At 41.0% G+C, this 21,811-nt stretch carries 22 protein-coding genes; all 22 read left to right on the forward strand.

The window, feature by feature from the left end; all coding sequences use genetic code 11:
- The first annotated feature begins 13 nt into the window (after positions 1 to 13).
- On the forward strand, positions 14 to 1,753 hold the full coding sequence (locus ACN6NB_RS07600; protein WP_461199564.1) for a glycosyltransferase: 1,740 nt from the start codon (positions 14 to 16) through the stop codon (positions 1,751 to 1,753).
- Complete coding sequence (locus tag ACN6NB_RS07605; RefSeq protein ID WP_003211418.1) at positions 1,750 to 2,025, forward strand: FlhB-like flagellar biosynthesis protein; 276 nt, start codon at positions 1,750 to 1,752, stop codon at positions 2,023 to 2,025. Before ACN6NB_RS07600 ends, ACN6NB_RS07605 begins: the two co-directional genes overlap by 4 nt.
- 176 nt (positions 2,026 to 2,201) lie before the next feature.
- Positions 2,202 to 3,362, forward strand: a complete 1,161-nt coding sequence (gene sucC, locus ACN6NB_RS07610) for an ADP-forming succinate--CoA ligase subunit beta (protein ID WP_059375084.1) — start codon at positions 2,202 to 2,204, stop codon at positions 3,360 to 3,362.
- Positions 3,363 to 3,384: 22 nt separating this feature from the next.
- The gene (sucD, locus tag ACN6NB_RS07615) at positions 3,385 to 4,287 is read left to right on the forward strand and encodes a succinate--CoA ligase subunit alpha (RefSeq protein WP_007499624.1); all 903 of its coding nucleotides are present in this window, start codon (positions 3,385 to 3,387) and stop codon (positions 4,285 to 4,287) included.
- A 63-nt stretch (positions 4,288 to 4,350) separates the two neighbouring features.
- Positions 4,351 to 5,253: a DNA-processing protein DprA gene (dprA, locus tag ACN6NB_RS07620; RefSeq protein ID WP_064498440.1), complete on the forward strand. Its 903-nt coding sequence runs from the start codon at positions 4,351 to 4,353 to the stop codon at positions 5,251 to 5,253.
- Between the two features lie 193 nt (positions 5,254 to 5,446).
- Positions 5,447 to 7,522, forward strand: a complete 2,076-nt coding sequence (topA, locus tag ACN6NB_RS07625) for a type I DNA topoisomerase (protein ID WP_058837708.1) — start codon at positions 5,447 to 5,449, stop codon at positions 7,520 to 7,522.
- Positions 7,523 to 7,592: 70 nt separating this feature from the next.
- Positions 7,593 to 8,897, forward strand: a complete 1,305-nt coding sequence (gene trmFO, locus ACN6NB_RS07630) for an FADH(2)-oxidizing methylenetetrahydrofolate--tRNA-(uracil(54)-C(5))-methyltransferase TrmFO (protein ID WP_034317774.1) — start codon at positions 7,593 to 7,595, stop codon at positions 8,895 to 8,897.
- A gap of 62 nt (positions 8,898 to 8,959) precedes the next feature.
- Positions 8,960 to 9,877 (forward strand): tyrosine recombinase XerC, encoded by a 918-nt coding sequence (xerC, locus tag ACN6NB_RS07635; protein ID WP_058837707.1) that lies wholly within the window; start codon positions 8,960 to 8,962, stop codon positions 9,875 to 9,877.
- Positions 9,878 to 9,891: 14 nt separating this feature from the next.
- Positions 9,892 to 10,437: an ATP-dependent protease subunit HslV gene (gene hslV / locus ACN6NB_RS07640; RefSeq protein ID WP_024424181.1), complete on the forward strand. Its 546-nt coding sequence runs from the start codon at positions 9,892 to 9,894 to the stop codon at positions 10,435 to 10,437.
- Between the two features lie 16 nt (positions 10,438 to 10,453).
- Entirely contained in the window at positions 10,454 to 11,854 is a 1,401-nt protein-coding gene (hslU, locus tag ACN6NB_RS07645; RefSeq protein ID WP_474253294.1) for an HslU--HslV peptidase ATPase subunit, read from the forward strand.
- A gap of 34 nt (positions 11,855 to 11,888) precedes the next feature.
- A complete protein-coding gene (gene codY / locus ACN6NB_RS07650; RefSeq protein ID WP_007499612.1) occupies positions 11,889 to 12,668 on the forward strand; it encodes a GTP-sensing pleiotropic transcriptional regulator CodY in 780 nt (259 codons plus the stop codon).
- 288 nt (positions 12,669 to 12,956) lie between these two features.
- Entirely contained in the window at positions 12,957 to 13,346 is a 390-nt protein-coding gene (gene flgB / locus ACN6NB_RS07655) for a flagellar basal body rod protein FlgB (RefSeq protein WP_039178512.1), read from the forward strand.
- Positions 13,346 to 13,798 carry a flagellar basal body rod protein FlgC gene (gene flgC / locus ACN6NB_RS07660; RefSeq protein ID WP_024424179.1) on the forward strand — a complete coding sequence of 151 codons (453 nt, stop codon included), beginning with the start codon at positions 13,346 to 13,348 and terminating at the stop codon, positions 13,796 to 13,798. The genes flgB and flgC overlap by 1 nt, the downstream gene beginning before the upstream one ends.
- Positions 13,799 to 13,809: 11 nt before the next feature.
- Complete coding sequence (gene fliE / locus ACN6NB_RS07665; protein WP_039178515.1) at positions 13,810 to 14,127, forward strand: flagellar hook-basal body complex protein FliE; 318 nt, start codon at positions 13,810 to 13,812, stop codon at positions 14,125 to 14,127.
- 49 nt (positions 14,128 to 14,176) lie between these two features.
- Positions 14,177 to 15,769, forward strand: a complete 1,593-nt coding sequence (fliF, locus tag ACN6NB_RS07670) for a flagellar basal-body MS-ring/collar protein FliF (RefSeq protein ID WP_039178517.1) — start codon at positions 14,177 to 14,179, stop codon at positions 15,767 to 15,769.
- Between the two features lie 11 nt (positions 15,770 to 15,780).
- On the forward strand, positions 15,781 to 16,797 hold the full coding sequence (gene fliG, locus ACN6NB_RS07675; protein ID WP_039178520.1) for a flagellar motor switch protein FliG: 1,017 nt from the start codon (positions 15,781 to 15,783) through the stop codon (positions 16,795 to 16,797).
- The gene (gene fliH / locus ACN6NB_RS07680) at positions 16,790 to 17,554 is read left to right on the forward strand and encodes a flagellar assembly protein FliH (RefSeq protein ID WP_126681803.1); all 765 of its coding nucleotides are present in this window, start codon (positions 16,790 to 16,792) and stop codon (positions 17,552 to 17,554) included. The genes fliG and fliH overlap by 8 nt, the downstream gene beginning before the upstream one ends.
- Positions 17,551 to 18,867, forward strand: a complete 1,317-nt coding sequence (fliI, locus tag ACN6NB_RS07685) for a flagellar protein export ATPase FliI (RefSeq protein WP_024424174.1) — start codon at positions 17,551 to 17,553, stop codon at positions 18,865 to 18,867. The genes fliH and fliI overlap by 4 nt, the downstream gene beginning before the upstream one ends.
- Positions 18,868 to 18,875: 8 nt before the next feature.
- A complete protein-coding gene (gene fliJ, locus ACN6NB_RS07690; protein WP_024424173.1) occupies positions 18,876 to 19,319 on the forward strand; it encodes a flagellar export protein FliJ in 444 nt (147 codons plus the stop codon).
- 12 nt (positions 19,320 to 19,331) lie between these two features.
- On the forward strand, positions 19,332 to 20,033 hold the full coding sequence (locus ACN6NB_RS07695; protein WP_126681804.1) for a MotE family protein: 702 nt from the start codon (positions 19,332 to 19,334) through the stop codon (positions 20,031 to 20,033).
- Positions 20,034 to 21,359, forward strand: a complete 1,326-nt coding sequence (locus tag ACN6NB_RS07700; RefSeq protein WP_474253295.1) for a flagellar hook-length control protein FliK — start codon at positions 20,034 to 20,036, stop codon at positions 21,357 to 21,359. It begins immediately after the preceding gene.
- Positions 21,359 to 21,805 (forward strand): flagellar hook assembly protein FlgD, encoded by a 447-nt coding sequence (gene flgD, locus ACN6NB_RS07705; protein WP_039178531.1) that lies wholly within the window; start codon positions 21,359 to 21,361, stop codon positions 21,803 to 21,805. The genes ACN6NB_RS07700 and flgD overlap by 1 nt, the downstream gene beginning before the upstream one ends.
- Positions 21,806 to 21,811: the final 6 nt, after the last annotated feature.

Below are 21,811 nucleotides of genomic sequence, written 5' to 3' on the forward strand. Positions count from 1 at the left end.
GAGGCTGCCTGTGATGACAAGAGTTGAGGATATACATACAGCACTGAATAGCCGGCTGAATACGGCTGAATCTGTTCCATTAAACACCGAAGGGAAGGAAAATGTTCATCGGCTGATTCTCGGTAAAGTACTAAAAATGCTTGGAGATGATACAGCCCTTGTTCAAATAGGCTCAACGAAAATAAAAGCGCAGCTGGCGGCCCAGCTTAAAGCAGACGCATTTTATTGGTTCCAATTTGAACAAGAGGGCGGAGGCAGCCTCAATAAACTAAGACCCGTTCAGCAATTTGATCAAGATCCTAAGACGTTAAAGGATGCAGCAGCTAAACTATTAGAAGGACTTTCACTGAAAAATGGGCTTGAAAACATGCTGACAGCTACAGCTTTTTTAAAGGAAAAGTCCGTCATTAACGAAGGGGAGTTAAAAACGGCAGTGAAATGGATCGAACAGCTTCAAGGAGCTGATGTGAAGAAAGGGCTCCAAGCACTCCTCTTTGCTTTAAAGAAAGATTTACCGATCCAGCAAGGGGTACTTCAATCTATTTTAGCCGTGAAATCATCCTCTGCTCTTCATCAGGATATAAAAGCGCTGCTAAATCAATTAACACAGCTTCCGAAGCACACAGATGCTACACAGACCCTTACACAGGCCGTTCGGTCAGTTGTAGATGCAGAGACAGCCGTCCATGCAGAAAAGCTCTTATCAGTCCTTGTAGCAGCGAGAGAAGGCGAGGCGAAGCAAGGCGGTAGTTTACCAGTAACGACTCAGCTCAATCCGTCTAAGCAAAAAGAAAATAGCCATGCCCCAATCGTTCAAGAGCGTCAGCCGTCCCAAGTTCTTCAGACAAACGTGCAGCAGCAGTCAATAAGTCCAAAAGAGCTGCAAATCCCGCTCCAGCAAATTGAGCGGATACTGGCCAGCTTGATGAAACAAGGTGCAGATGGGCAGCAAGAACCCAACTTAAAACAGCTCACAGCATTGCTGCACGGACTCCAGCAGGCAGGCACTCAGCCTGACGCAAAAGCAGCTGTACTGCAAAAAGAGTTCCCATTCCTTTCGAAACCGGAGGCGAAAGCATTGGCTCAGGCGGTGCAGCAGACTGAACCAACATTAAGCAATAAAACTGATGTGCTCGATTTACTAATGACGATGAAAAAGGCAATCGGTGTGCGTGATGAAATTGGTATGCTGAAACTGCTTGAAAAAGGCAGCCAGGATGTCAAAAGTCAGGAGCTGCACCAATTAAAGCTTACCTTAAATGATGTGAGACAGGCTGATTTACCAGAGCACGTTAAAAAAGAAGTGGATCAATTATTTCATAGATTGAATGGACAGTTATTTGTGCAGCAGGAGAACCAAACCGTCAGTCAAATGATGGTTTCCTATCCTCTTTTCTCAAAACATAGTGTTCAAGATTTAACCTTTATACTAAAGGGACATAAGAAAAAAGATGGTTCTATTGATATTTCTCAGTGCCGCCTGATGTTTTATTTAAACATGGAAAACCTTGAAGAAACCTTAATAGACTGTACGATTCAGCAAAAGGTCATGTCCATTACTGTCGAGACAGCTCATGAACTGCAAGGAACCATTAATCCGATGATTCCGGCTGTACGGGAGAATTTAAATGCTCTAGGATACAGTTTAACGGGAATTACAGCAAAAAAGAGACAAGAGCCAGTAGATCCGTCTCAATTTCTAGATGAACACTTTCATAAAATCAGCGAGAAAGGGCTGGACTTACGAGTATGAAGGATTCAAAACCGCTTAGAAGAGCGGTCGCTCTGCATTACGATGAAGAAAAACAAAAGGCGCCAAAAGTCGTTGCAACAGGCAGCGGCTATGTGGCAGATCATATTATTGAAGAAGCAAAAAAGTCGGGAGTCCCTATCCAGGAAGACCGTAATTTAGTCGAACTCATGCGCCACTTAACGTTAGATGAGGAGATCCCTGAAGCGTTATACGATACTGTAGCAGAAATTTTTTCGTTTATCTACAGGTTAGATCAAAAAATGAAAAAATAAGGTAAAATAAGTGATTTGACTGAAAAATTTATATTTTTAATAAAATAAAAGTTTGAATGTTTAGAAGGATTTTACGATTTTACATAGAACCCTAGACATTCTCTTTTTTATTCTTTAAAATGAAAGCGCAGTCTATTTTATAATTTTTGTTTCTACATATGTTGGGAGGATGGGAAATGAATATCCATGAGTACCAAGGAAAAGAAATCCTAAGAAAATATGGGGTTTCAGTTCCAAATGGTAAAGTAGCATTTACACCTGATGAAGCAGTGAAAGCATCAGAAGAGCTAGGGAGCTCTGTATATGTCGTAAAAGCACAGATTCATGCAGGCGGCCGTGGTAAAGCAGGCGGGGTAAAAATTGCAAAAACGAAAGATGAAGTGAAAGGGTTTGCAGAGGAATTGCTCGGCAAGACACTTGTCACACATCAAACAGGGCCTGAAGGGCGCGAAATAAAACGCTTACTTATTGAAGAAGGCTGCGATATTCAAAAGGAATACTATGTTGGACTAGTTTTGGACAGAGCGACATCAAGAATTGTATTGATGGCATCTGAAGAAGGCGGTACTGAAATTGAAGAAGTAGCAGAAAAAACGCCAGAAAAAATCGTGAAAGTTGTTATCGATCCAGCGATTGGCCTGCAAGGCTATCAGGCGAGAGAAGTAGCATTTAAAATTAATATTCCAACAAAATTAGTTGGCCAAGCTGTTAAGTTTATGACAAGCCTTTACAATGCGTTTGTTGAAAAAGATTGTTCAATTGCTGAGATTAATCCGCTGGTTGTAACAGGCGATGGAAAAGTCATGGCACTTGATGCAAAATTAAACTTTGATAGCAATGCCTTATATAGACAAAAAGATATATTAGAATACCGTGACCTTGATGAAGAGGATCCAAAAGAAATTGAAGCATCTAAGTATGACTTAAGCTACATTTCTCTAGATGGAAACATTGGCTGTATGGTCAATGGAGCAGGTCTTGCGATGTCTACAATGGATATCATCAAGCATTACGGCGGGGACCCTGCAAACTTCCTAGATGTTGGCGGCGGTGCAACAGCTGAAAAAGTAACGGAAGCATTTAAAATCATCTTATCTGATCAAAATGTAAAAGGGATTTTCGTGAACATTTTTGGCGGCATCATGAAATGTGATGTCATTGCAGAAGGTGTTGTTGAAGCGACGAAACAAGTCGGCTTAACATTACCACTTGTTGTACGTCTGGAAGGAACAAACGTTGAATTAGGGAAGAAAATCCTGAGTGATTCAGGCTTAAATATCACTTCTGCTGAGTCTATGGCTGACGGGGCAGAAAAGATTGTATCTTTAGTCAAGTAGAGCAGAAAGGCAGGGAACCTAAATGAGTGTATTTATTAATAAAAATACGAGAGTAATTGTTCAGGGGATTACCGGTTCAACCGCATTGTTCCATACAAAACAAATGATTGAGTACGGAACAAATATTGTTGGCGGTGTCACACCTGGAAAAGGTGGAACTGAAGTAGAAGGAGTTCCTGTATTTAATACTGTATCTGAAGCAGTTCAGACAACTGGAGCGAACGCTTCTGTTATCTATGTACCAGCACCATTTGCGGCAGATGCCATTTTAGAGGCTGTTGACGCAGAAGTCGATCTCGTCATTTGTATCACAGAACATATTCCAGTTCTGGACATGGTCAAAGTGAAGCGTTACATGGAAGGTAAGAAAACAAGACTTGTTGGACCAAACTGCCCAGGTGTCATCACACCTGAAGAATGTAAAATTGGTATCATGCCTGGCTACATTCATAAAAAAGGTCATGTGGGTGTTGTTTCTCGTTCTGGAACGCTTACATATGAAGCGGTACATCAGCTTTCAGAAGCTGGCGTTGGTCAATCGACAGCTGTAGGAATCGGGGGGGACCCGGTAAATGGGACAAACTTTATTGATGTGTTAAAAGCATTCAATGAAGATCCTGAAACGCATGCTGTGATTATGATCGGTGAAATCGGTGGTACGGCTGAAGAAGAAGCAGCTGAATGGGTAAAAGCAAATATGACTAAACCAGTCGTAGGCTTTATTGGCGGTAAAACGGCGCCTCCAGGAAAACGTATGGGACATGCTGGTGCCATTATTTCTGGTGGTAAAGGAACAGCTGATGAAAAGGTAAAAACAATGCGTGAATGTGGTATTGAAGTGGCAGAAACACCATCTGTCATGGGAGAAACGTTGATTAAAGTATTAAAAGAGAAGAATCTCTTCGAAGCTTGTAAAACGCATTAATGACACAAGAAGACTTGTTCTTTGACAAGTCTTCTTCTTTCTATCTTAAACTGGAGGAATGGTATGTACAACGTGTCCGAAAGAATGATTTTTCACCGCTTAAAAGGCCTCATCTCACCCTCATTACTTACAAAATGGTGGAAAGTCGATCCTGAGCTATATATAAATGAAGAAACACATCATTTTAAACAGGATCGATCATTACAAACGATCGACTTTACCCGCTTAAAACAAGCTGAAGAAAATGAATTCCCCATTTTTCAACACATCGTTCAAGCCTATTTAAAGCAAAACATTCACATGATTCCCATCACATCACCCTTATATCCAAGCACACTAAAAAATATTTATGATCCTCCCCCTGTGTTATTCCTAAAAGGAAACGTATCATATTTAAATGAAGAAAAAAGTTTAGGTGTAGTCGGCACGCGACTTCCATCGTCTTATGGAGAAGCATGTGTGAAAAAAATTGTTGGTGACCTTGTCAAAGAAGAGTGGATGATTGTTAGTGGGCTAGCTAAAGGAATCGATGGACTTGCACATAAAGAGAGCATCAGGAAAAAAGGGAAAACGATCGGCATTATAGCCGGCGGCTTTCAGCATTTATACCCAAAAGAGCATGCGCAAATGGCTCAATACATGAGCGAGCATCATTTGCTTTTGTCAGAGCATCCGCCTTATGTCAAACCAGAAAAGTGGCATTTTCCAATGAGAAATCGTTTAATTAGTGCGTTGACGAGAGGAACTCTTGTGATTCAGTGCAAAGAAAAGAGCGGTTCTCTTATTACAGCCTATCAAGCACTTGAGCAAGGAAAAGAAGTATTTGCGGTTGCCGGATCCATCTTTGATCCTAATTCCACAGGGCCGGCAAGACTCATTCAGCAAGGGGCAAAGCTTGTTCATTCCACAAAGGATATTTTAGAGGAATTCTCCTTCCGCAGCGTTCAATATACTGAACTCTCATAAAAATATCGTTTGACAAAAGACATCGGAATATTTAATAATAGTGAGGATTTAAGTTTACACTTTGTTTTTCGTGTTTATAATGATGTTCATCATAAAGAATTTTTAACGATTGCCTGTTAGATAGGTGCAATTAACATAAATATGAATTGTGAAATGTATAAAGAGAGAACACCTCTTAAGGGGGATTTTGAGTATGGCTGATTATTTAGTCATCGTTGAGTCGCCAGCAAAGGCGAAAACGATTGAGCGTTATTTAGGAAAAAAGTATAAAGTAAAGGCTTCAATGGGACACGTAAGGGATTTACCGAAAAGTCAGCTCGGTGTTGACACTGAGCATGACTTCGAACCGAGATATATTACGATTCGCGGGAAAGGCCCAGTTTTAAAGGAATTAAAAACAGCGGCGAAAAAAGCAAAGAAAGTCTTTCTCGCGGCTGACCCCGATAGAGAGGGAGAAGCGATTGCTTGGCATTTAGCACATAGCCTTGACCTTGACCTCTCTTCTGACTGCCGTGTTGTTTTTAACGAGATTACAAAAGATGCGATTAAAGATTCCTTTAAGCATCCTCGTATGATCGATATGGACTTAGTTGATGCACAGCAGGCAAGACGAATTTTAGATCGTCTCGTTGGGTATAAAATCAGTCCGATTTTATGGAAGAAAGTGAAAAAGGGCTTAAGTGCTGGCCGTGTTCAATCAGTTGCACTCCGACTCATTATTGATCGCGAGAATGAAATTAATGAATTTAAACCAGAAGAATACTGGACAATTGACGGTACATTCCTCAAAGGAAAAGAAAGCTTCGAAGCAAGTTTCTTTGGCCTCAACGGGAAAAAGCATCCACTGAAAACAAAAGAAGATGTAAAAGAAATCCTTTCGAAATTAAAAGGAAACAAATTCTCTGTAGAGAAAGTAACGAAAAAAGAACGTAAACGTAATCCAGCTGTTCCGTTTACGACTTCTACTTTACAGCAAGAGGCTGCAAGAAAATTAAACTTCCGTGCAAAAAAGACGATGATGATTGCACAGCAATTATATGAAGGAATTGATCTTGGTAAAGAAGGTACAGTCGGTCTCATCACTTATATGAGAACGGACTCAACACGTATTTCAAATACGGCGATTGAAGAAGTATCTGCTTTCATTGATCAGACGTACGGCAAGAATTTCTTAAATACAACAAAACGAACGGCTAAAAAGAATGAAAACGCACAAGATGCTCACGAAGCCATCCGTCCGACTTCTACGTTAAGAAAACCGGCAGATGTCAAGCATGTGCTAAGCCGTGATCAGCTTCGCCTGTACAAATTGATTTGGGAACGATTCGTGGCAAGCCAAATGGCGCCGGCTGTTCTTGATACAATGAGTGTGGATCTTGATCATAATGGTCTTACTTTCCGTGCGAATGGAAGTAAAGTGAAATTCCCTGGGTTTATGAAGGTTTATGTAGAAGGGAAGGACGACCAGCTCGAGGAAAAGGACAAAATGCTTCCTGATCTGAAAGAAGGGGATACAGTCCTTTCAAAAGATATCGAACCTGAACAGCATTTCACACAGCCGCCTCCACGCTACACAGAGGCAAGATTGGTCAAAACACTTGAAGAGCTCGGTATAGGCCGTCCATCTACGTATGCACCAACATTAGATACGATTCAAAAGCGCGGTTATGTCGCGCTTGATAATAAACGATTTACTCCGACAGAGCTTGGAGAGATTGTACTCAACTTAATCATCGAATTCTTTCCTGAAATCATTAACGTTGAATTTACAGCGAAAATGGAAAAGGAACTTGATAGTGTTGAAGAAGGTACGATCGAATGGGTTCGTATTATCGACAGCTTCTATCAAGACTTTGCAAAACGGGTAGAAAAAGCTGAAGCAGAGATGCAAGAAGTTGAGATTGAGCCGGAATACGCAGGTGTTGATTGTGAAGAGTGCGGACATCCGATGGTGTACAAAATGGGTAGATACGGCAAGTTCATGGCGTGCTCTAACTTTCCTGACTGCCGTAACACAAAACCAATTGTCAAAGATATCGGTGTCAAATGCCCGTCATGTCATGAAGGAAACATCGTTGAACGAAAATCGAAGAAACGCCGCATTTTTTACGGCTGTGATCGTTTTCCAGAGTGTGAATTCGTTTCTTGGGACAAACCAATTGAAAGAAAGTGTCCAAAATGCGAAAATATGCTTGTAGAGAAAAAGCTGAAAAAAGGCGTTCAAGTTCAATGTGTGAACTGTGATTATAAAGAGGAACAACAAAAATAGCGGTGAGCAACCTTGTTCACCTGCTTTTTTATGTCATCAAACAGAACTTACGAAATAGGAGAGTTGTCCAATGAGTCAATTTGTAAATGTGATCGGAGCCGGTTTAGCTGGAAGTGAAGCTGCATGGCAAATCGCTAAACGAGGAATTAAAGTCAATTTATACGAAATGAGACCTGTGAAACAAACGCCGGCTCACCACACAGATAAATTTGCGGAGCTTGTATGCAGCAACTCACTGCGTGCGAACGCTTTGACGAATGCAGTAGGTGTATTAAAGGAAGAAATGCGTCATTTAGATTCAGCCATTATCGCAGCAGCAGATGAAAGCTCAGTTCCTGCAGGCGGCGCGCTTGCAGTAGACCGTCATGAATTTGCAGCAAACGTGACAGATCGCGTGAAAAATCATCCGAATGTTACGGTCTTTCAAGAAGAAGTGCAAAGCATTCCAGAAGGTCCGACAATTATCGCGACTGGCCCGCTGACATCAGAAGCACTTTCAAAAGAATTAAAATCGTTAACAGGAGAAGAATATCTCTATTTCTACGATGCAGCGGCACCTATTCTAGAGAAAGATAGCATTGATATGGATAAGGTGTATTTGAAATCACGCTATGACAAAGGGGAAGCCGCATATTTAAACTGTCCAATGACAGAAGAAGAATTCGATCGTTTTTATGAGGCGCTCATTTCTGCTGAAACTGTGCCATTAAAAGAATTTGAAAAAGAAATCTTCTTTGAAGGCTGTATGCCAATTGAAGTCATGGCGAAAAGAGGAAAGAAAACGATGCTGTTTGGCCCGATGAAGCCAGTAGGACTGGAAGATCCGAAAACAGGAAAAAGACCTTACGCTGTTGTTCAATTAAGACAGGATGATGCAGCAGGTACTTTATATAACATCGTTGGCTTCCAGACACATCTAAAGTGGGGCGATCAAAAGGAAGTATTCCGTTTGATTCCAGGCCTTGAAGAAGCAGAGATTGTTCGTTACGGGGTAATGCACCGTAATACATTTATTAACTCGCCAAGCCTTTTAAGACCGACTTATCAGTTTAAAAATAGAGATGATCTATTCTTTGCCGGACAAATGACAGGCGTTGAAGGGTATGTCGAGTCTGCAGCTTCCGGACTTGTGGCTGGCATTAACGCCGCTCGTTTTGTTAAAGGGGAAGAGCTTGTGACACTTCCTGAGGAAACGGCGATTGGCAGTATGGCTTATTACATCACGTCGACAAACAAGAAAAGCTTCCAGCCGATGAATGCGAATTTTGGTTTGCTGAAAGATCTAGGTGTTCGAATTAAAAACAAACAAGAACGTTATGCAGAGTACGCTAAGCGCGCAATCGAAACTATTCAAACTATTTCGAAATCTCTGTAGTAAAACATTGCACGGAAAGCAAGATATGTGATACCATTTAAAAGCCTTAAAGAGGTGTAAAAATGACGAATAAACAGCGTCTTGTCCACTTATTCATTGAATATCTGCAAATTGAAAAAAACTATTCAGCTTTAACGATCTCAGGATATACAGAAGCCATTGAAGAGTTTGTCAGATTTATGAACATTCAAGGAATAGACGGTTTTGAAGAGGTATCCTATCAAGATACGAGAATTTATTTAACAGAAGCTTATGAAAAAGGCCTGACAAGAAGAACGATTAGTAAGAAAGTCTCTGCGCTTCGCAGCTTTTATAAATTTTTATTAAGAGAACAGCTTGTGAAAGAAAATCCTTTTTTACTCGTTAGCTTACCAAAACAGGATAAGCGGATTCCTTCATTTTTGTATGAGGAGGAACTAAAAGAGCTTTTTACAGTTTCTGATGTCAGCACACCGCTTGGGCAAAGAAATCAAGCCATTTTAGAACTTCTTTATGCAACAGGTATGAGGGTCAGTGAGTTATGTTCATTAAAAGAATCTGATCTTGATTTATCGATGGATACAGTGCTTGTTCATGGGAAAGGCAGCAAGCAGCGGTATGTTCCTTTCGGGTCATATGCTCATGAAGCGCTCATTACTTATTTAGAGGATGGAAGGCAGAAGCTGAAATCTAAGGGGAAAGACCGCGCTGATGCACATGTGTTTTTGAATCAGCGCGGGGCGCCTCTTACAGACCGAGGTGTTCGATTCATTCTCACTGAATTAATGAAAAAGGCGTCAGGTACATTACATATCCATCCTCACATGTTAAGGCACACCTTTGCCACGCATCTCTTAAACGAGGGGGCGGATTTGAGAAGTGTTCAAGAGCTTCTCGGTCATTCAAATTTATCATCTACACAGGTGTACACGCATGTATCAAAAGATTCTTTAAGAAACACGTACATGTCTCATCACCCAAGGGCTTTTAAACGATCCTAAAAGGAGGTTTTTTCATGTCATCATTTCATGCAACAACCATCTTTGCCGTTCAACATAAAGGAAAAAGTGCAATGGCTGGCGATGGTCAAGTCACTTTCGGGCAGGCTGTCGTGATGAAACACACAGCAAAAAAAGTGCGCCGTCTTTTCGGAGGCAAGGTGCTTGCAGGTTTTGCAGGTTCAGTAGCAGATGCGTTTACACTCTTTGAAAAGTTTGAAACAAAGCTTGAAGAATATGGTGGCAACTTAAAGCGGGCAGCCGTAGAACTAGCGAAGGAATGGCGAAGTGACAAGATGCTAAGGCAGCTTGAGGCCATGCTCATCGTCATGAACAAAGAGAGCATCCTGCTCGTCTCTGGAACTGGAGAGGTCATTGAACCAGATGATGGGATTTTGGCCATTGGCTCAGGCGGCAACTATGCGCTTAGCGCCGGGAGAGCACTCAAAACCCATGCAGGCGATCATCTCTCAGCGAGAGAAATTGCAAAGGCCGCTCTTGAAACGGCCGGAGAAATCTGTGTCTACACGAACGATCAAATCACTTTAGAAGAGCTTGAATAGAAAGGACATGAGACGTATGGAGAAAAAGCCGTTCACCCCAAGAGAGATAGTTGAAAAGCTCGATCAATACATCATTGGTCAGCTTGATGCGAAAAAAGCAGTGGCGGTGGCTTTAAGAAACCGTTACAGAAGAAGTCTTTTACATGATAAGCTAAAGGATGAAGTCGTTCCTAAAAATATTTTAATGATCGGCCCTACAGGTGTGGGGAAAACAGAAATTGCCCGAAGAATTGCTCGAATTTCTGGTGCGCCTTTTATTAAAGTGGAAGCGACGAAGTTTACTGAAGTGGGTTATGTTGGCCGTGACGTAGAGTCAATGGTGAGAGATTTAGTTGAAACAGCGATTAGACTCGTCAAAGAAGAAAAAATGAAAGATGTTCAAGATGAAGCAGAAAAACAAGCAAATAAACGTCTTGTTCATTTACTTGTTCCTGGTAAGAAAAAAAGCCAGTCTGTAAAAAATCCTTTTGAGATGCTGTTTGGCGGTTCAGATGAAGATGACCGTGATCAAGATCATTCAAATGAAGAAGTGGAACTTGAATCGACAAGAAAGCGAATTGCTCATCAGCTGGCGATGGGAGAACTTGAAGATCATTACGTCACGATCGAAGTAGAAGAACAGCAGCCTTCCATGTTTGATATGCTTCAAGGCTCGGGTATGGAGCAAATGGGTATGAACATGCAGGATGCGCTCGGCAATCTCATGCCTAAAAAGAAAAAACGCAGAAAGCTGACTGTCAGAGAAGCAAGAAAGGCGTTAACGGCTGAGGAAGCTTCAAAACTGATTGATATGGATGAAGTCAGTCAGGAAGCGGTCTACAAAGCAGAGCAGCAAGGAATTATTTTTATCGATGAAATCGACAAAATCGCCAAAAGCGGCGGTGCATCATCTGCAGATGTTTCTCGTGAAGGGGTTCAGCGTGATATTTTACCGATTGTAGAAGGTTCAACTGTGATGACGAAATATGGTGCCGTTAAAACTGATCATGTACTTTTTGTTGCAGCAGGTGCATTTCATATGGCAAAGCCATCAGATTTGATTCCCGAGCTTCAGGGGCGCTTCCCAATTCGTGTAGAATTAGATAAATTAAGTATAGAAGACTTTGTGAAAATCTTAACGGAACCAGATAATGCATTATTAAAGCAATATAAAGCTTTACTTGAAACAGAAGGTATATCTCTTGAATTTTCTGACGATGCTATTCATAAGATTGCCGAAGTGGCTTATCATGTCAATCAGGAGACAGATAACATCGGTGCAAGAAGGCTTCATACCATACTTGAGAAGCTGCTTGAAGAGCTTTCATTTGAGGCGCCTGATATTACGATGGAGACAGTGACCATTACCCCTCAGTATGTCGAAGAGAAGCTAGGAAAGATTGCAAATAACAAAGATTTAAGTCAATTTATACTTTAACAAATGAATAAAGTAATCTAGGAGGATCATTATTATGGCGTTACTACAAAAAACAAGGATTATTAACTCAATGCTGCAAGATGCAGCGGGGAAACCAGTTAATTTCAAAGAAATGGCGGAAACACTGAGAGATGTCATTGATTCAAACATTTTCGTATTAAGCAGAAGGGGAAAGCTTCTTGGTTACTCCATTAATCAACAGATCGAAAATGCACGTATGAAAAAAATGCTTGAAGATCGTCAGTTCCCTGAAGAATATACAAAGAGTCTATTCAATGTCCCAGAAACGTCTTCAAACCTTGATATTAACAGTGAATATACAGCTTTCCCGATTGAGAACCGTGACTTATTCCAATCAGGTTTAACAACAATTGTTCCAATTATCGGCGGAGGAGATCGTTTAGGTACGTTAATCCTGTCCCGCTTACAAGATACATTCACAGATGATGATTTAATTCTTGCTGAATACGGGGCAACAGTTGTTGGAATGGAGATTCTTCGCGAGAAAGCAGAGGAAATCGAAGAAGAAGCAAGAAGTAAAGCGGTTGTCCAAATGGCGATTAGCTCTCTATCATACAGTGAGCTTGAAGCGATTGAGCACATTTTTGAAGAGCTTGATGGAAACGAAGGTCTTCTTGTCGCAAGTAAAATTGCAGACCGTGTAGGGATCACTCGTTCAGTGATCGTAAACGCATTACGTAAGTTAGAAAGTGCAGGCGTAATCGAATCTCGTTCTCTTGGAATGAAGGGAACGTACATCAAAGTGTTAAACAACAAATTTTTAATTGAACTCGAAAATTTAAAATCTCATTAATCAAAAACCCTTTTTAGCCGAAATAAATGCTGAAAAGGGTTTTTTTATGTGAAAAAATGAGGATTTGTCCGAAAAATGTCACTCTTTTTTCCAAGAAACCCCTTACAAATCTGTAGTGCTTTGAATCTAGGCCTTTATACCTATTCGTAAAATAGATATATATTACGAGTTTTTTTTACATATACATCATAGACTTTAATCCTATTATTTCTTACAATGAACATATGGTTTTACAAATCTCGACATGATTAAATGGAATGAAATACATATGATTGGAGGTATATGGTTTTGGATATATTTTCTGGAACGATAAGCAACCTTGAGAATGCCTTGGGTAGAGCGAATGTTAAGCAAAAAGTCATAAGCAATAATATCGCGAATATAGACACACCGAACTACAAGTCGAAAAACGTCGCATTCCATGACATGCTAAATGACGCATCGAACAAATTAGATGCTAAAAAAACATACCAAGGTCACATTGATTTTTCAAAAACAGGGTCTAATTATTCAGTTGTTTCTAGCAACCGTACTTCATATCAAGAAAACGGAAATAATGTCGATATTGATCAAGAGATGAGTGAACTCGCTAAAAACCAAATTCAGTATAATGCTTTGGTGGAAAGAATGAGCGGGAAATTTAATTCTCTTAAAACAGTTTTGACAGGAGGTAAGTGATGTCGATTTTTTCAGGAGTGAACGCTTCGGCCTCAGCATTAACGGCACAGAGGCTCAGAATGGACGTTGTATCCTCAAACCTTGCAAATATGGATACAACAAGAGCTAAACAGGTTGATGGCAACTGGGAGCCTTATAGACGTAAACTTGTCACATTACAGCCGTCAGGTGAATCATTTTCATCTATATTGAACTCAAGTATGAATTCGAGCGGCAAATTAGGAAACGGCGTCAAAGTAACAAAGATTACAGAAGACGAAACTCCATTCAACCTTCAATATGATCCTACAAATCCCGATGCCAATGAAAATGGATATGTTCAAACACCAAATGTCGATCCATTAAAAGAAATGGTCGACCTCATCAGCAGCTCAAGATCATATGAAGCGAACGTGACTGCTCTAAATGCGAACAAAAGCATGCTGATGAAAGCTTTAGAAATAGGAAAGTAAGGTGAAAAGAATTGGTTAATGCAATATCTCCTTTCCAGCTTCAAACCGCTCAGCAAGCAAGTGAATTGACGAATGCATCGTCCTTGCAGGCGGCTGCACCTAAAAGTCAAACGAATTTCTCTGATGTGCTGAAGAATTCCATTGAGGCATTAAATCAATCACAGCTGAAATCAGACCAGTATACAAATGCGCTTGCACAAGGAAAAGATGTCAATCTCGATGAAGTCATGATTGCTTCACAAAAAGCGAGTGTCACACTCACAGCTGCGACAGAGTTTCGAAATAAAGCAGTCGAAGCGTACCAAGAGATTATGAGAATGCAGATGTAGGAGGTGCTGGTGGACAAAAAAAGACTGAATGGAATGACCGGGGGTTAAGATGAATCGTACTTTAATGCAATTAAGAACAAAAACAGTTGAGTTTTGGCGAAATCGATCAAAATTACAAAAAATACTCATGATTGGCGGCGTTGCTGCCCTAGCAATCATTATTACGGTTGTTAGCATCTTTGCTTCTTCTGAAAAAATGGTTCCGCTCTTTAGAGACTTGTCTGAGGCAGAAGCTGGACAAATCAAACAGGAACTAGATGGCAAAAACGTTAAATCGGAACTTGCAAACAATGGAACAACGATTCTCGTTCCAGAAAAGCAAGCAGACTCTTTAAAAGTAACACTCGCATCTGAAGGGCTTCCTAAGACAGGCAACATTGATTATTCCTTCTTTGCAAACAATTCAGGCTTCGGTTTAACAGATAATGAATTTGATGTTCTGAAAGTAGACGCAACTCAGACAGAACTATCCAATCTGATCAACACAATTGATGGGATTAAAGATTCAAAAGTGATGATTAACCTGCCAAAAGATTCCGTTTTTGTTGGAGAAGAGCAAAGTAATGCATCAGCATCCATTGTGCTGCAAGTTGAGCCTGGCTACACGCTTACGCCGCAGCAAGTAAAAGGCCTTTATCATCTTATTTCAAAAAGTGTGCCGAATTTAAAAACAGAAAACATTGTCATTATGGACCAAGATTCCAACTACTACGACTTAAACACCAGTTCCGATTCTTATGCAAGTGGAATGGATGCACAGCAGCAGAAAAAAGAGGAAATCGAAAAGAATCTTCAAAGAAAAATTCAGCAGCTGCTCGGAACAATGATGGGTCAAGATAAAGTGGCTGTATCGGTCACAACAGACATTGATTTTACTGAAGAAAAAAGAAAAGAAGACCTTGTAGAACCTGTTGATAAAGAAAACATGCAGGGGATTGCTGTCAGCGCTGAAAAGATTGCTGAAACATATTCAGGCAATGGAGCAGCAGCTGGAGGCACCGCTGGAACAGGTGACGATGATGTCACAAATTATCAAGGTGCCGATGGAGCGAATGGAAGCGGAGATTACGAGAAGAGTGAAGATCGTATCAATTATGAAGTCAACCGCATTCATAAAGATATCAAAGAAAGCCCTTATAAAATTAGAGATGTTGGCATTCAAGCGTTGGTCGAACCACCAACTGCAAACGATGCAAACTCTTTAACAGCTGAAAGACAAGATGATATCAAAAAGATTCTTTCAACGATCATTAGCACATCGATTGATAAAGAATACACAAATGGTCAAGCGCTCACTCAAGCAGACTTAGATAACAAAATCGTTTTATCAGTATCAAAATTAGACGGTAAACAGCAAACTGCGGCAGATAACCCTTCAAATAATATTCCAATCTGGGTTTATATTGTAGGCGGTGTGCTCCTACTTGCAATTATCGCTCTTATCATTCTTCTTGTACGTAAGCGTAGAAGAGATGAGGAAGAAGAGTTTGAGTTTGATGAACGTACACCAATCGATGTTCCTGATATCGACACTGAACCAGAAACAGAAGAAATGGTGAGAAAAAATCAGCTTGAAAAAATGGCAAAAGAAAAACCAGAAGACTTTGCTAAATTGCTACGCAGCTGGCTGTCCGAGGATTAGGAGGAATACACATGTCGAGAAAAGATCCAAATCGACTAACAGGCAGACAAAAAGCAGCAATCCTAATGATTTCCTTAGGGCTAGACGTGTCAGCATCTGTATACAAACATCTGTCTGAAGACGAAATAGAAAAATTAACATTAGAAATTTCCAATGTACGAAGTGTAGATACTGCTAAAAAAGATGAAATCATCGAAGAGTTTCACAGCATTGCCATCGCGCAGGACTACATATCGCAGGGCGGTCTTATGTACGCAAGACAAGTGCTTGAAAAAGCGCTTGGTGAGGACAAAGCGGACAGCATCTTAAACCGGTTAACATCCTCTCTTCAAGTAAAACCATTTGATTTTGCTCGAAAGGCTGAACCAGAACAAATTTTAAACTTTATCCAGCATGAGCATCCACAAACGATTGCGCTCATCCTTTCCTACCTGGATCCAGTGCAGGCTGGGCAAATTTTATCTGAATTAGGCGAGGAAGTACAAACTGAGGTTGCAAGACGTATTGCCTTAATGGACCGCACATCTCCAGAGATCATCAATGAGGTGGAACGCATTCTTGAACAAAAGCTGTCTTCAACCTTTACGCAGGACTACACGCAAACAGGCGGAGTCGAAGCGGTTGTGGAAGTGCTAAATGGTGTAGACCGTGCTACGGAGAAGACCATTTTAGACACACTTGAAATTCAAGATCCTGAACTTGCTGATGAAATTAAGAAACGTATGTTTGTCTTTGAAGATATTGTCACTCTTGACAGCAGAGCGATTCAGCGTGTCATCAGAGATGTTGAAAATGATGACTTATTGCTCGCACTCAAAGTGGCAAGCGAAGAGGTCAAAGAAATTGTCTTCCGCAACATGTCACAGCGGATGGTCGAAACATTCAAGGAAGAAATGGAGTTTATGGGGCCTGTCCGGCTTAGAGATGTCGAGGAAGCACAAACCCGTATTGTCAGCATCGTAAGACGACTTGAGGAAGCTGGAGAAATCGTCATAGCTCGAGGCGGAGGAGACGATATCATTGTCTAGGATTATCAAACATGAAACATCTGTTATTCCTGAACAAGGACGGCAAACGATTCCTTTACAGCAAGTGGAGTTTAAAAGAGAACATCACGAAGAAGAGCTTGTCAATGAAACCGAGGCATCACAGCTTGTACTTAGTGATGCAGAAGATCAGGCGAGCCGCATATTAGAACAAGCAAACAGTGAGCTGGAAAAAACAATGGCTGAAATCAATCAGCGCAGAACTGATTTTGAAGAAGAAAGAATACAGCTCATTGAAGAAGCGAAACAAGCAGGTTATCAAGACGGCTTTCAAAAGGGCGAAGCAGATGCGAATTTGCAGTACCAAGCTATTCTTGATCAAGCAAATGACATCGCCGGTCTTGCAAGGCAGGACTACGAAGAAAAAATTGAAAGCTCTGCTGAGCAAATTGTGGAACTTGCTTTTGAACTCGCCAAACGCGTTTGGAATGCAGCAGAGGAGACGAAAGATCAATTTTTGGCTCTTGTGAAGCAGGTCATTTCAGAAGTGAAAGAATATGACGATATTTCCATCTATGTTGACCCTGAACATTACGAGCATGTGATGGAATATAAAGACGAATTGATTAGAATCCTTCAAAAGGATACACATCTTGCCATTTACTCGGATGAAAAAGCGCCAAAAGGAACTTGTTACGTAGAAACAAGTTTTGGAAAAGTGGAAGCGAGTGTTGATACCCAATTGAATCAGCTGAAAGAAAAATTATTAGAAGTCATTGATTCAGGTGATCACAAATGAAAATGGATGTGTTAAAAGAAACGATTGAAACCGCTGATCCTTATAAACGATTTGGAAAAGTCAACCGAGTGGTTGGGCTGATGATTGAATCTAAGGGGCCGGAGAGTTCGATCGGTGACGTGTGTCTCATTCATAAAAAAGGGAGCAAGCACCATCCGATAAAAGCAGAGGTCGTAGGGTTTAGAGATGAAAACATTCTGCTCATGCCTTATGTAGAAGCATCCAATATTTCACCAGGAAGTCTTGTGGAAGCGACGGGTGAGTCGCTGAAGGTCAAAGTAGGGACTGGATTAATAGGTGAAGTCGTTGATGCCTTCGGTGATCCGCTTGATGGCAGTATGCTTCCAAAGGGACTTGCACCTGTTTCGACAGATCAATCACCCCCAAATCCGATGGACAGACCGCCTATTCGAGAAAAGATGGGTGTCGGCGTTAGAGTCATTGATAGTTTGCTCACAGTTGGCACTGGTCAAAGGATCGGGATTTTTGCCGGAAGTGGTGTTGGAAAAAGTACCTTAATGGGGATGATTGCAAAGCAGACAGAAGCAGACCTCAATGTCATTGCCCTTGTTGGAGAGCGTGGCCGTGAAGTTCGTGAGTTTATTGAAAAGGATTTAGGTGCTGAAGGACTGAAGCGATCAATTGTTGTCGTCGCAACTTCTGACCAGCCTGCACTGACGAGACTGAAAGCTGCCTATACTGCAACAGCCATTGCGGAATATTTCAGAGACAGAGGCAAAAATGTCATGTTCATGATGGATTCTGTTACGAGGGTTGCCATGGCGCAAAGGGAAATAGGTCTTGCAACTGGCGAGCCGCCAACAACAAAAGGATATACACCATCAGTGTTCGCTATACTGCCAAAATTGCTCGAACGAACTGGGACAAATCAGCTTGGTTCGATCACAGCGTTTTACACAGTTCTTGTTGATGGGGACGATATGAATGAACCGATCGCTGATACAGTGAGGGGGATCCTGGATGGCCACATTGTCCTTGATCGTGCTTTAGCCAACAAAGGACAATTTCCCGCTGTTAATATTTTGAAAAGTATCAGCCGTGTCATGAGCAATATCGCAAGTCATGATCACAAGGAAGCAGCTAACCGGTTCCGCCAGCTTTTATCCACTTATCAAAACGCTGAAGACCTCATTAATATAGGAGCATATAAAAAAGGCTCCTCCAAAGATATTGATGAGGCCATGCAGGCTTACCCTCATCTGATTTCATTTTTAAAGCAGGATGTAGAAGAGGCTGTATCTATTGAAGACAGTGTGAGTTTATTGCTCAGTTTGATGAATAGAGAGGATTGACAAAAACAGTGAGATATCAATACAAATTTCAAAAGCTCTTAGAACTGAAAGAAAGTGAAAAAGACAAGTCACTTGCAGCGTACCAACAATCCGTTTCGGCATTTGAGCAAGTCGCTGAAAAACTCTATGAAAATATGAGTAAAAAAGAGCTAATGGAAAAAAGCAAAGAAGAAAAGCTGAGAAGTGGAATGAGTGTTCAAGAAATGCGTCATTACCAGCAATTTGTGACCAACTTAGATAACACCATTCAGCATTATCAGCAGCTTGTGATCATGAAACGTCATCAAATGAATGAAAAACAATCTGATTTAACTGAAAAAAACATTGAGTTTAAAAAGTTTGAAAAAATGAAAGAAAAGCAATTTGAAAAGTTTTCCCTTGAACATAAGGCAATTGAAATGAAAGAAATGGATGATATCTCTATCAGCCAATTCATGTTTCAAGGACATTAGGAGTCGAGATGAATGCCTAAGAAGGAAAAAACAAAGGAATCAGGCGGCGGGAAATTTCAATGGATCTTGTTTATTGTCATCATCCCATTGATTGTGCTTGTGATTGTCACTGGCACGATCCTTTATATGGCAGGTTTTGATCTAAAAAAACCGCTCCAAAACATTCCGGTGATCAGCAGCTTAGTTGGTTCAGATGACACCTCAAAAACGTCATCTTCACCTAATGATCAAAGCGATGCAGAGTTGAAAGAACTGAAAAAGACTATTAAAGAGCAAAAAAATGAGCTCGAAATTGCACAAAAAGATTTGAAAACAAGTGATGAAGAGATTAAAAGACTGAATCAAAAAATCAACTCACTTGAAAAAACATCTGAAAATGATGCAAAGAATACGTCAGCCAATGACAGTTCATCGAATAACAGCTCATCAAATAATACGTCAGGTAATAACTCGGCAGCGGAGTCCTCTGATGCAGCGGCATCCTCTAATCAGCAGACAAAAGGAAAGATCGCCAGCATTTATGAAAGCATGGACCCAGGGAAATCCGCCAAAATTTTATCAGAACTAAGTGATAAAGAGGCATTAAAAATCCTTGAAGAGCTGAGCAAAAATAAACTGACAGACATATTAGCAAAACTGACACCTCAGAAGGCAGCAACGTTTACAAAAGAGCTTGCCAAAAAAGAAGAACGTGAAAATGGGGGTGGACAATAAGTGAAGCTATTGGATATTGCAGCCTTACAGCAATCTTCTCAAGGTCTCTCGGGACTAAAGGGAGGCGGCGCGGCAACTGCCAGCGGTTTGTTTAAACAATTACTTAGCGGAGCAGGCGCCCAAAGCGGTCCTGTTGATGCTGAGACAGCCGCTTCTACCTCACTTTCTATCAATGATGCGATGCAGATCATTGAAAAATGGATGCAATCACCTGAAGAAGGAATGAGCGCAGATCTACTAAGTGCGCTTCAAACACTACAAGGTCAAACACTTGAAGCAACTGATCTCAAGTCACTTGAAGAATTATTTCAAAAAATGGAATCTTCCATTTACGGTGATCAAGCTGAAAAGCCAGGTTCTGAACATAGTGAACAGCTCATACAAGTCCACTTTTTCATCTATCAATTGCTTAATCAACAGCCGCTCAGCTTTGATGCGAAACTTGTGCAGGATATTGAAGGAAAAGGTCAAGACTTCATCGACTTTCTTTCGAAAAACTGGGTAGATGAGAAACTCGTTCAGCAAGTAAAAGAGCAGTTCTTTTCGCAGGGTTCAGCACCAAAGCTGAATTCGATGACTCAAAGTGAGCTAAAGCACTTTAATCAGTTAATCGATCATATGATGGCGAGTGCGAAAGGATCTGACAAAGAGTGGAAAATTTCACTAGGAGAGTTGAAGGAACTGGTCTCTCCAAAACAAGAATCTACTCTCGCTTCTCCGGCAAAAGGGAATGCATCTCTTGAGTGGCTCATCAAAAAAGAAGTCGTTAAAGGACAAAGCACTGCTGCGCCAGCTTCTGAAAAAATAATGACCCACTCGCTTCTGCCAGGTCATAAGCAGTTTTTCCACCTGCAGTCAGCGGCTCCTGTTCAGCAGACACAAACGACGGATGAAAAGCCAGGAACAGTTGATCAGCAAATTCTAAACACGTGGAAGCAAATGAAATTCACGCCGTTTGGCAATTCAAGCGGACGGTTTACCGTTCGATTAAATCCTGAAAATCTTGGATTTATTACCATTCAGCTAACGAAACAAAACGGTATGTATGCGAGTAAAATTACTGCCTCGACGCAAGCAGCAAAAGAGCTGTTAGAGCATCACCTTCCGCAGCTCAAGCAGGCGCTTCCGAATATGTCGGTTCAAGTGGACCGTTTCCATATACCGCTTCAATCAAATGAGCAGCCGTTATTTGGACAGTTTAGTGAAGAAAACAAGCAGCAGCAGCCAAAAGGACAGAATTTCCAGCAGACTGATGAACAGGAAGCAGAATTCCAAGATGTCCTAGATGCTCTTGTTGGGTCAGATGAAGAAGAGGAGGAGATCTAATGGCAACAGTTGATGCTACGAATAGAACAGCCGCACAAACAGACACTTCTTCAAAAGCAGAAAAGAAAACAGATACGCTCGGCAAAGATCAATTCTTGAAAATTTTGCTCACACAGCTTCAAAACCAAGATCCGACAAACCCACTTGATGACCGTGAGTTTGTCACGCAGCTTGCCACTTTTTCATCTTTAGAACAGCAAACCAATATGAACGATTCGATCACCAAGCTGAATCAGCTCATGTCTACATTTGTTGCACACCAAGATCCGTTTACGACGTATGTAGGCTGGATTGGTAAAGAAGTATCGGGCAAGCTGGATGATAAAGAGATATCGGGCACTGTGAAGTCTGTTAAAAACATAGACAATGAATACTTGCTTATTTTGGAAGATGGAACGAAAATCAGCCCTTGGGATGTTACAGCAGTTGGAGAAAAAACGAAGTAATTCGAG

It is taken from the genome of Bacillus sp. 11B20 (genome assembly GCF_056098985.1).

What these genes read in the sequence shown, in the direction of transcription:
- ACN6NB_RS07600 (WP_461199564.1), top strand. Translation starts at nt 14, where the DNA reads ATGACAAGAGTTGAGGATATACATACAGCACTGAATAGCCGGCTGAAT.
- ACN6NB_RS07605 (WP_003211418.1), top strand. Translation starts at nt 1,750, where the DNA reads ATGAAGGATTCAAAACCGCTTAGAAGAGCGGTCGCTCTGCATTACGAT.
- sucC (WP_059375084.1), top strand. Translation starts at nt 2,202, where the DNA reads ATGAATATCCATGAGTACCAAGGAAAAGAAATCCTAAGAAAATATGGG.
- sucD (WP_007499624.1), top strand. Translation starts at nt 3,385, where the DNA reads ATGAGTGTATTTATTAATAAAAATACGAGAGTAATTGTTCAGGGGATT.
- dprA (WP_064498440.1), top strand. Translation starts at nt 4,351, where the DNA reads ATGTACAACGTGTCCGAAAGAATGATTTTTCACCGCTTAAAAGGCCTC.
- topA (WP_058837708.1), top strand. Translation starts at nt 5,447, where the DNA reads ATGGCTGATTATTTAGTCATCGTTGAGTCGCCAGCAAAGGCGAAAACG.
- trmFO (WP_034317774.1), top strand. Translation starts at nt 7,593, where the DNA reads ATGAGTCAATTTGTAAATGTGATCGGAGCCGGTTTAGCTGGAAGTGAA.
- xerC (WP_058837707.1), top strand. Translation starts at nt 8,960, where the DNA reads ATGACGAATAAACAGCGTCTTGTCCACTTATTCATTGAATATCTGCAA.
- hslV (WP_024424181.1), top strand. Translation starts at nt 9,892, where the DNA reads ATGTCATCATTTCATGCAACAACCATCTTTGCCGTTCAACATAAAGGA.
- hslU (WP_474253294.1), top strand. Translation starts at nt 10,454, where the DNA reads ATGGAGAAAAAGCCGTTCACCCCAAGAGAGATAGTTGAAAAGCTCGAT.
- codY (WP_007499612.1), top strand. Translation starts at nt 11,889, where the DNA reads ATGGCGTTACTACAAAAAACAAGGATTATTAACTCAATGCTGCAAGAT.
- flgC (WP_024424179.1), top strand. Translation starts at nt 13,346, where the DNA reads ATGTCGATTTTTTCAGGAGTGAACGCTTCGGCCTCAGCATTAACGGCA.
- fliF (WP_039178517.1), top strand. Translation starts at nt 14,177, where the DNA reads ATGAATCGTACTTTAATGCAATTAAGAACAAAAACAGTTGAGTTTTGG.
- fliG (WP_039178520.1), top strand. Translation starts at nt 15,781, where the DNA reads ATGTCGAGAAAAGATCCAAATCGACTAACAGGCAGACAAAAAGCAGCA.
- fliI (WP_024424174.1), top strand. Translation starts at nt 17,551, where the DNA reads ATGAAAATGGATGTGTTAAAAGAAACGATTGAAACCGCTGATCCTTAT.
- ACN6NB_RS07695 (WP_126681804.1), top strand. Translation starts at nt 19,332, where the DNA reads ATGCCTAAGAAGGAAAAAACAAAGGAATCAGGCGGCGGGAAATTTCAA.
- flgD (WP_039178531.1), top strand. Translation starts at nt 21,359, where the DNA reads ATGGCAACAGTTGATGCTACGAATAGAACAGCCGCACAAACAGACACT.